This is a genomic window from Roseitalea sp. (assembly GCF_984466335.1).
Window position 1 is genome coordinate 1 of sequence record NZ_CFIFWG010000127.1, and the last position, 9,515, is coordinate 9,515.

A 9,515-nucleotide genomic window follows, 5' to 3' on the forward strand; every position below is an offset into this window, starting at 1 on the left:
CGCTCCTCGATGCGCCGCACCCAGGGCACCCGGCCCTTGTCGTCGGGCTCGCCGATCGCAAGACAGCGGATCACCAGCGTCTTGCCCCGCTCGATGTCGACGAAGATCTCCTCGCCGGCCGGCAGGCCGTAGAAATAGTTCGGCGTCGGCAGCGCGCTCACCGGGCCGTATTTGTCCTGGGCCAGCGCGAAATCGGTGAACACCTTGGGATACATCAGATAGGCGGCGCACTCGAATTCATTGACCTGCCGGCCGATCTTCTCCTCGATTTCGGCGCGGCGCGCGGCCATGTCCTCGGCCGGCAACAGCGAGCCGGGCACGTCCGTGTAGGGCGCTTCGCCCTTGAGCACCCTGGTCTGGATCGCTTCCGGCCATCCGCCGGGCGGCTGGCCCAGATCGCCGCGCATCATGGAGACGACCGACTCAGGGAACGCGATGTCCCTTTTGGGGTCCTCGACCTCGGCCACCGTCAGATCCTGGCTGACCATCATCAGCGCCATGTCGCCGACCACCTTGGAGGACGGCGTCACCTTGACGATGTCGCCGAACATCATGTTGACGTCGTGATAGGCGCGGGCCACCTCGTGCCAGCGCGCATCGAGGCCGAGCGAACGCGCCTGTTCCTTCAGGTTCGTGAACTGGCCGCCCGGCATTTCGTGCAGATAGACCTCCGATGCCGGCCCCTTCAGATCGCTCTCGAAGGCGGCGTACTGCGCCCGCACGGCTTCCCAGTAAAACGAGATGCGCCGGATCCATTCCGGATCGAGACCCGGATCGCGCGGCGTGCCCTTGAGCGCCTCGGCGATGGAGCCAAGGCACGGTTGCGCCGTCAGGCCGGACAGCGCGTCCATCGAGCCGTCGACCGCGTCGACGCCCGCATCGATGGCGGCCAGGATCGTCGCCGCTGCGATACCCGACGTGTCGTGGGTGTGGAAATGCAGCGCGAGGTCGGTTTCCTCGCGCAACGTCCTGAACAGGACCGAGGCCGCGGCGGGTTTCAGGAGGCCGGCCATGTCCTTGACCGCGATCATGTGCGCGCCGGCCGCCTCCAGTTCCCTGAGCATGCCGACATAATATTTCAGATCGTATTTCGGCCGCGCCGAATTGAGGATGTCGCCCGTATAGCAGATCGCCGCCTCGCAGATCTTTTCTTCGCTGGCCACCGCGTCCATGGCCACGCGCATGTTCGGCACCCAGTTGAGGCAATCGAACACGCGGAACAGATCGATGCCGCCCCTTGCCGCCTGCCTGACGAAATGCCTGACCACATTGTCGGGATAGTTGGTATAGCCGACGCCGTTGGCGCCGCGCAGCAGCATCTGGAGAAGGATGTTGGGCGCCGCCTCGCGGATCAGCGCCAGCCGCTCCCACGGGTCCTCGGTCAGGAACCGCATGGAAACGTCGAACGTCGCCCCGCCCCAGCATTCCAGCGACAAAAGGTTCGGCAGGGCGCGCGCATAGGTGCCGGCGATCCGTGCCATGTCATAGGTGCGCATGCGCGTCGCCAAAAGGCTCTGATGGCCGTCGCGCATGGTCGTGTCGGTGATCATCACCGGATCGTGGTCGCGCAGCCAGCGGCCGAATTTTTCCGGCCCCATCGCATCCAGCATGCGCCTTGTGCCGCCGTCGGGCACATCGCCGCCGGCAAAGGGCGGTTCGGGCGGGGTCGCATGGGCGGGGGGCCTCGGCCGGTCCCTGGTTTCCGGGTGCCCGTTGACGGTCACGTCGGCGAGGTACGTCAGGAGCTTGGTGGCGCGGTCCTGCCGCCTGACCTGGGCGAACAGTTCCGGCGTCGCGTCGATGAAGCGGGTCGTATAGGCGTTGGCCGCAAAATCCGCATGGCCGATGATCGCTTCAAGGAAGGTCAGATTGGTGGCGACGCCGCGAATGCGGAATTCGCGCAGCGCCCGGTCCATGCGCTGGATCGCCTCCTGCGGCGTCGGCGCCCAGGCTGTGACCTTTTCGAGCAACGGGTCGTAATAGCGGGTGATCACCGCGCCCGAATAGGCGGTGCCGCCGTCGAGCCTTATGCCGAAGCCCGTCGCGCCCCGATAGGCGGTGATGCGGCCATAGTCGGGAATGAAGTTCTGCTCGGGGTCCTCGGTGGTGATGCGGCACTGCAACGCATGGCCGTTGAGCGTGATGCCGGCCTGCGCCGGCACGCCCGATGCCGGATCGCCGATCCGCTCGCCTTCGAGAATCCTGATCTGCGCCTTGACGATGTCGATGCCGGTGACCTCCTCGGTCACCGTGTGCTCGACCTGGATGCGTGGATTGACCTCGATGAAGTAGAACGCGCCCGTATCCGCATCCATCAGGAACTCGACCGTGCCGGCGCCGACATAATCGGTCGCGCGCGCGATCTTCAGCGCGTGGTCCGCCAGTTCGGCGCGCCGTGCCTCGTCCAGATAGGGCGCGGGCGCGCGCTCGACGACCTTTTGATTGCGCCGCTGGATCGAGCAGTCGCGCTCGAACAGATGCACCACATTGCCGTGCGTGTCGCCGAGCACCTGCACCTCGACATGCCGGGCGCGCTCGATCAGCTTTTCGAAATAGACCTCGTCCTTGCCGAACGCGGCCCTGGCCTCGCGCCTGGCCTCGGTCACCTCGCGCGCGACGTCTTCCTGGGAGCGGATGGCGCGCATGCCGCGCCCGCCGCCGCCCCAGGAGGCCTTGAGCATCACCGGATAGCCGATCCCGGCGGCAAGTTCCCTGACCTTATCCATGTCGTCCGGCAGCGGCCCGGTGGCGGGCACGACCGGAACGCCGGCGGCGACGGCGATGTTGCGCGCCGACACCTTGTTGCCGAGCTTGCGCATCGTGTCGGCCTTCGGGCCGATGAAGATGATGCCCGCCTCGTCGCAGGCGTCGACGAATTCGGGGCTTTCCGACAAAAGCCCGTAGCCGGGATGGATCGCCTGGGCGCCCGACTGTTTGGCGACGCGGATCACCTCTTCGATCGAAAGATAGCTCTCGATCGGCCCCAGATCCTTTTCCAGATGGCCGCCCCGGCCGACCTGATAGCTCTCGTCGGCCTTGAACCGGTGCAGGGACAGCTTGTCCTCCTCGGCCCAGATGGCGACCGTGGTCATGCCCAGTTCGTTGGCCGCGCGCAGGACGCGGATGGCGATCTCGGAACGGTTGGCGACGAGCAGTCTGGAAATGGCCACGGCGGGGTCCCCGGAAAACTTTTTCCAATTGTTTAGCGGTTCGCATTGTGCAGCGCAAACGTCCGCAACGACGCTTGTTCCGCCGGGCGGAAACAGGCTATGGAGGCCCGGTTTGTCCGGAGGCGTGATGTCGAGCGTTCCCACCATCGCCGGCGGCGCGCCGCCCGCCGCCAAGCGCCTGCGGCTGGCGCGGCTGGCCGTGTTCGCCGCCTTCTTCGTCAACGGCTTCATGATGGGTCACTGGGCGACGAAGATCCCGGTCCTGGTGGAGCGGCTCGGCATCTCCGAGGCCGTGTTCGGCCGGCTGATCGTGCTGTTCGGGATCGGCGCGGTGATCGCGCTGATCGGCGGAGCCCTGATGGTCACGCGGTTCGGCTCTGTGGTCGTGATGCGCTGGACGTCGATCCTGCTGGCGCCCTCGCTCGTCCTTCTGACGCTGGCGCCCTCGGTGCCAGCGGCGGCGCTGGCCCTGCTCTGGTTCGGCATGTTCCTTGGCGCGATGGACAATGCGATGAACGCCAACGGCATCGGCGTCGAAAGGGCGCTGGGCCGGCCGGCCATGTCCTCTTTCCACGGCTTCTGGTCGCTGGGCGGGATGGCGGGCGGGCTGACAGGCGGGGCGATGATCGCCGCGCTCGGCGAGATGGGCCATGCGCTGGCGGTCGGCGCGGTCAGCCTTGCGGTCGCGCTTTGGGCCTTCGGCCATTACAGGCCCGACGATCCTGCGGTGCATGGCGATGGCGGGGAGGCGCGCGTGCTCGGCGCCCGCCGGCTGCCGCGCTCGCCGGGCATCTATGTGCTCGGCGTGCTCACGCTGCTGGCGTTCGCGCCCGAGGGCACGGTGATCGACTGGAGCGCGCTCTATCTGCGCGAGGAGCTTGAGGCGCCGCTGATCGTCAGCGGCTATGCGTTCGCCGCCTTCTCGGCGACGATGGCGGCGATGCGCCTGTTCGGCGACGGCCTGCGGGCGCGGTTCGGCGACCGGCCGATGTTCGCCGCGAGCGCCGCGCTGGCCGCCACGGGGCTCGCCGTCGCCGGCACGGCGGCCGGCTTGGCCATGGCCTGCCTTGGCTTTTTCGTCGCCGGCATCGGCATGGCCAACATGGTGCCGATCCTGTTCTCGGCGGCCGGCAATTATCGGAGCTTGCCGCCGGCGGTGGCGATCGCCGTGATAACGACCTTCGGCTATGCCGGTCTTTTGTTCGTGCCCGCCCTTGTCGGCGCGGTCGCCGAAGCCCTGTCGCTGGCGGTGGTGTTCGTCGGCTGGTCGGTGATCGTGCTGGCGGTCGGCGTTACCTGCATGTTCTTGCCATGGCTGCCAGGGCGGGCAAGCGGGTGACCGCATCGGCTGCGATATGGTCTTGCCTGCGTTTCGCGCTGGCCTGTCCGGCGCGCAATCCATGGTCTAATTTACGCCGCCGAAGGCTTCGCGCTACATCGCGGACGGCGCGCCGGGGATGGGGAGATCGCCGGCCATGATCGGCAATGCGGGCCGACTGCCCGAACCAAGTGGAGGATGATCGATGTCTGGTGATGTGTATCCTGTGCCGGCGGCGGTGAAGAAGAAGGCGCTGCTGGACGATGCCACCTACAAGACCTGGTACCGGCAGAGCATGGACGATCCGGACGGGTTCTGGATGAAGCACGGCCAGCGCATCGACTGGTTCAAGCCCTACACGAAGGTCAAGAACACCTCCTTTGACGGCAAGGTGTCGATCAAATGGTTCGAGGACGGCGTCACCAACGTCGCCTACAACTGCATCGACCGGCATCTGGACAGGCGCGGCGACCAGGTGGCGATCATCTGGGAAGGCGACAATCCCTATGACGACAAGAAGATCACCTATCGCGAACTGTATGAGGAGGTGTGTCGGCTCGCCAACGCGATGAAGGCGCGCGGCGTCAGGAAGGGCGACCGGGTCACGCTCTATCTGCCGATGATCCCGGAGGCCGCCTATGCGATGCTGGCCTGCGCGCGCATCGGCGCTGTGCATTCGATCGTCTTCGGCGGCTTTTCGCCCGACGCGCTCGCCGACCGCATCGTCGGCTGCCGGAGCCATTTCGTGATCACCGCCGACGAGGGCCTGCGCGGCGGCAGGAAGGTTCCGCTCAAGCACAATGTCGATCTGGCCGTCGAGGTGGCCGAGCGCGAGGGCGTCGAGGTCGACACGGTGATGGTGGTGCGGCGCACCGCCGGCAAGATCGAATGGTTCGAGGATCGCGACGTGTGGTATCACGACGCGGTCAGGGACGAAAAACCCGAATGCAAGCCGGCGCGGATGAAGGCCGAGGACCCGCTCTTCATTCTCTATACGTCCGGCTCGACCGGCAAGCCCAAGGGCGTCTTGCACACGACCGGCGGCTATCTCGTCTATGCGTCGATGACGCACCAATATGTGTTCGACTGCCAGGAGGGCGATATCTACTGGTGCACGGCCGATGTGGGCTGGGTCACCGGCCATTCCTACATCGTCTACGGCCCCTTGTGCAACGGCGCCACCACGCTGATGTTCGAGGGCGTGCCCTCCTATCCGGACGCCTCGCGCTTCTGGGACGTGGTCGACAAGCACGCGGTGACGATCTTCTACACCGCGCCGACGGCGATCCGCGCGCTGATGGGCGCGGGCGTCTCTTTCGTCAACCGCACCTCGCGCAAGACGCTGCGGCTTCTGGGCTCGGTCGGCGAGCCGATCAATCCCGAGGCCTGGGAGTGGTATTACAATGTCGTCGGCGAGAAGAAATGTCCGATCGTCGACACGTGGTGGCAGACCGAGACCGGCGGGATCATGATCACGCCGCTGCCCGGCGCCACCAGGCTCAAGCCCGGCTCGGCGACGCGGCCCTTCTTCGGCATCCGGCCGCAACTGGTCGACAATGAAGGCCAGGTGCATTCGGAGATGGTGGCCGAAGGCAATCTGTGCATCACCGATTCATGGCCGGGCCAGATGCGCACGGTCTATGGCGACCATGAGCGCTTCGTGCAGACCTATTTCTCCACCTACAAGGGCAAATATTTCACCGGCGACGGCTGCAAGCGCGACGCGGACGGCTATTACTGGATCACGGGCCGCGTCGACGACGTGATCAACGTCTCGGGCCACCGGATGGGCACGGCGGAAGTGGAATCGGCGCTGGTCAGCCATGACGCGGTGTCCGAGGCGGCCGTGGTCGGCTATCCGCACGAGGTCAAGGGGCAGGGCATCTACTGCTATGTGACGCTGATGACCGGCTATGACGGGGACGATGATCTGCGCAAGGGCCTGGTCCGGCATGTGCGCCAGGAGATCGGCCCGATCGCCTCGCCCGACAAGATCCAGTTCGCGCCCGGCCTGCCCAAGACGCGCTCGGGCAAGATCATGCGGCGGATTCTCAGAAAGATCGCCGAGGACGATTACGGCTCGCTCGGCGACACGTCGACGCTGGCCGACCCGTCGGTCGTCGGCGATCTGATCGACAACCGCCAGAACAGGACGGGCTGAGCGGCCGGCCGCGCCGCACCTGGGCCATCACGGACCCGTCGGCGGGCACCGTGTCGGGATCGTCGGCGGCCGCGCGCCGGATTGCGGCATCCTCGGCATCGGACATGGCTTCGGCGGCGGCGCGTGCACGGCTTTCGGGAGTGCGCCGGTCGGCGCGCAATCCAGCCTTGGCCATAAAAGCTCCTTGCTTCCTGCGGGGTGGCGCGGCGCGTCAGGCAAAGCCGCCCTCGAAGAAGACGATCAGGCCCACCGCACCGAAGAACAGGGCGATCAGCACGCTCAGCGCCAGCGCGCGGTTGTTCCGATAGGCGGTCGCGACATGATCGCCGAACAGGTGCACCATCGTGGCCAGAAGGAAATAGCGCATGCCGCGCGCGATCAGCGTCGCCAGAACGAACAGCGCGAACGGATAGCCGGTCGCGCCCGCCGAGACGATGGCGAGTTGGAAGGGGATCGGCGGCAGCATGCCGACCAGCACCATCGCCAGGAAGCCGTAGCGCTCGAACAGGTCGGCGAAGCGGGCCTGTTCGTCCTGCCAGCCGGCGAGCGCGATGAAGCTGTTGCCGGCCGTCTCCATGAAGAAATAGGCGATGAAATAGCCGGCGACGGCGCCGGCGAGCGCGCCCAGGGTGACGCTGGTCGCCATGCGCCAGACATGGTCGCGCGCATATTGCATCATCGGGATCAGGACGATCTCGACCGGCATGGGAAGGATGGTGGTCTCGCCCGCCGAAAGCCAGAAAAGGCCGGTTATGCCGGCCCGGCCCTGGCGCACGCGCGCCAGCCAGCGTCTGAAAGATCGTCCCGTCACGGCTTCACCCGTTTTTGAGCCGGATGTCGCCCGCGATCGGGGCTTTTTTGAGACGGGCACAGGGGGTAGGCCCTCACACGGGCGGCGTGTCGAGCCCGCCCATGCGGCACACTTCGAGCCACTCGTCCCGCGTGACGGGCTGCACCGACAGGCGCATGGAGGTGACGAGCGCCATCTGCGCGAGCGCGGGATTGGCCTTGACCGCCCTGAGTGAAACGGGCTTCGGCATGTCGCGGACCGCCTTGACGTCGACGCACTCCCAGCGCGGATCGTCGGTGGTCGAATCGGGATGGATCTGCTGGCACACCTCGACGATGCCGACGATCTCCAGCCCCTCGTTGGAGTGATAGAAGAAGCCCTTGTCGCCAAGCTTCATCGCCCGCATGTTGTTGCGCGCCTGATAGTTGCGGATGCCGTCCCATTCCTCGCCGGCCGCGCCCCTGGCCTTCTGCTGGTCCCAGGACCATTTGAACGGTTCGGATTTGAAGAGCCAGTAGCCGGACATGAAACGCCCTTTCATTTGGAAGTGAATGGTGAGTCGTCAATGGTGAAATAGTGTTGCGTTGGCGCGCGTTCCGAGGGAGCATTCACCAATCTCTATTCCCCCTCGGCCCTGATCGGCCGGGCAAGCAGGGTGGCGATGGCGGTCCCGACGTCAAGTCCGCCGTCGAGGATGCGGGCGACGGCGTCGATGATCGGGGCATCGATGCCGTGCCGGGCGGCGATGCGCGCGGCGATCCCGGCGGTGGCCGCGCCCTCGGCCAGCTTCAGCTCCGACGTGTCCTCGCCGCGTCCCAGCGCTTGGCCATAGGCGAAGTTGCGCGACTGGCCGGACCCGCAGGTCAGGATCAGGTCGCCCAGGCCCGACAGGCCCGACAGGGTTGCGGGCCTTGCCCCCAGTGCGACGGCGAGGCGGGCCATTTCGGCAAAGCCGCGCGTGGTCAGCGCCGCCTGGGCGCTCGCGCCCAATCCCCTGCCGGCGACGATGCCGGCGGCGATGGCGAGCACGTTCTTGAGCGCTCCGCCATATTCGACGCCCCTCGGGTCGCTGCCGGCATAGAGCCGAAGGCCCGGACGGGACAGGGCTCGCGCCGCCTCAAGGGCCTGAGCCTCGTCCGCCATCGCCAGCGTCACCGCCGTGGGCAGGCCGCGCGCCACATCGACGGCAAAGCTGGGACCGGACAGGACCGCGCAAGGGTTGGCGGGCGCGGCCTCGGCCAGGATGTCGGTCATCAGATCCCCCGAGCCGCGCTCGATCCCCTTGGCGCAGGAGACCAGCAGCGCATCGGGACCCAGATGCGGCGCCATCGCGGCGACGACATGGCGAAGAAGTTGGGCCGGCACGGCGAAAAGGACCGGGTCGGAACCCTTGAGTGCCCGGGCGGGGTCCGTGGTCGCTGCGATCCCGGCCGGCAGATCGATGGCGCCCAGATAAGCGCGGTTGCGGCGTTCGCGCGCGATCTGGCCGATCACGGCCGCGTCGCGGCCCCAGATCGTGACCGGCCCCGTCCGCGCCATGGCGGCGGCCAGCGCCGTGCCCCAGGCGCCGGCGCCGATGACGGTGACATTGCTCACGCCTTGGCGCCTTTCCTGCCCGAACCGATCACCGGTTCGCTCGTCTCGTCGAGCGGCCAGCGCGGGCGCGGCGCGATGTCGAGCGGATCGCTTTCGCCCTGACGAAAATGTTCGAGCCCGGCCCAGGCGATCATCGCCGCATTGTCCGAGCACAGCGCGGCGGGCGGGGCGAGGAAGGCAAAGCCGTGCTCGGCGCACAGCCCGCGCAGCATCGCGCGGATGGCGCCGTTGGCCGCCACGCCGCCGGCGACGACGAGGGTCGGCGCCGACCCGGCGATATCGGCCCGGTAGCGTTCCAGGCCGCGCGCGACCCGGTCCTTGAGCGTCTCTGTGACCGCCTTCTGGAACGAGGCGCAAAGGTCGGCGACATCCTGCGTGCCCGGATCGCCCAGCGCCGTCGCCTGCTGCCGCAGGGCCGTCTTCAGGCCGGAAAAGGAGAAGTCCGGACGGGCTTCCCCCCTGAGCGGCCGGGGCAGCGCG

Annotated in this window: 7 protein-coding genes; 2 read left to right on the top strand and 5 right to left on the bottom strand. The window is 67.2% G+C overall.

The features are described from left to right. Positions 1-3,170 (bottom strand): pyruvate carboxylase (gene pyc, locus AC5E6L_RS11515; protein ID WP_491773420.1); only part of this gene is annotated, 3,170 nt, incomplete at its 3' end. A 127-nt stretch (positions 3,171-3,297) separates the two neighbouring features. Here pyc and AC5E6L_RS11520 point away from each other — a divergent pair. Together AC5E6L_RS11520 and acs are read left to right on the top strand one after the other, a co-directional pair. Then, entirely contained in the window at positions 3,298-4,509 is a 1,212-nt protein-coding gene (locus tag AC5E6L_RS11520; protein WP_491230555.1) for an MFS transporter, read from the top strand. Positions 4,510-4,693: 184 nt separating this feature from the next. Beyond that, positions 4,694-6,649: an acetate--CoA ligase gene (gene acs, locus AC5E6L_RS11525; RefSeq protein ID WP_491773423.1), complete on the top strand. Its 1,956-nt coding sequence runs from the start codon at positions 4,694-4,696 to the stop codon at positions 6,647-6,649. A 211-nt stretch (positions 6,650-6,860) separates the two neighbouring features. Here acs and AC5E6L_RS11530 read toward each other — a convergent pair whose 3' ends face one another. The 4 genes from AC5E6L_RS11530 to AC5E6L_RS11545 form a co-directional block, all read right to left on the bottom strand. Further along, positions 6,861-7,460, bottom strand: coding sequence for a YqaA family protein (locus AC5E6L_RS11530; protein ID WP_491773425.1), 600 nt, complete (start codon positions 7,458-7,460; stop codon positions 6,861-6,863). 73 nt (positions 7,461-7,533) lie between these two features. Then, on the bottom strand, positions 7,534-7,965 hold the full coding sequence (locus tag AC5E6L_RS11535) for an EVE domain-containing protein (protein WP_491229671.1): 432 nt from the start codon (positions 7,963-7,965) through the stop codon (positions 7,534-7,536). Positions 7,966-8,057: 92 nt separating this feature from the next. Continuing rightward, the gene (locus AC5E6L_RS11540) at positions 8,058-9,035 is read right to left on the bottom strand and encodes an NAD(P)H-dependent glycerol-3-phosphate dehydrogenase (RefSeq protein WP_491773427.1); all 978 of its coding nucleotides are present in this window, start codon (positions 9,033-9,035) and stop codon (positions 8,058-8,060) included. After that, a partial coding sequence (locus AC5E6L_RS11545; protein WP_491773429.1) for a tRNA (adenosine(37)-N6)-threonylcarbamoyltransferase complex transferase subunit TsaD occupies positions 9,032-9,515 on the bottom strand: 484 nt, incomplete at its 5' end. The genes AC5E6L_RS11540 and AC5E6L_RS11545, both read right to left, overlap by 4 nt.

What these genes read in the sequence shown, in the direction of transcription:
- AC5E6L_RS11520 (WP_491230555.1), top strand. Translation starts at nt 3,298, where the DNA reads ATGTCGAGCGTTCCCACCATCGCCGGCGGCGCGCCGCCCGCCGCCAAG.
- acs (WP_491773423.1), top strand. Translation starts at nt 4,694, where the DNA reads ATGTCTGGTGATGTGTATCCTGTGCCGGCGGCGGTGAAGAAGAAGGCG.
- AC5E6L_RS11535 (WP_491229671.1), bottom strand. Translation starts at nt 7,965, where the DNA reads ATGTCCGGCTACTGGCTCTTCAAATCCGAACCGTTCAAATGGTCCTGG.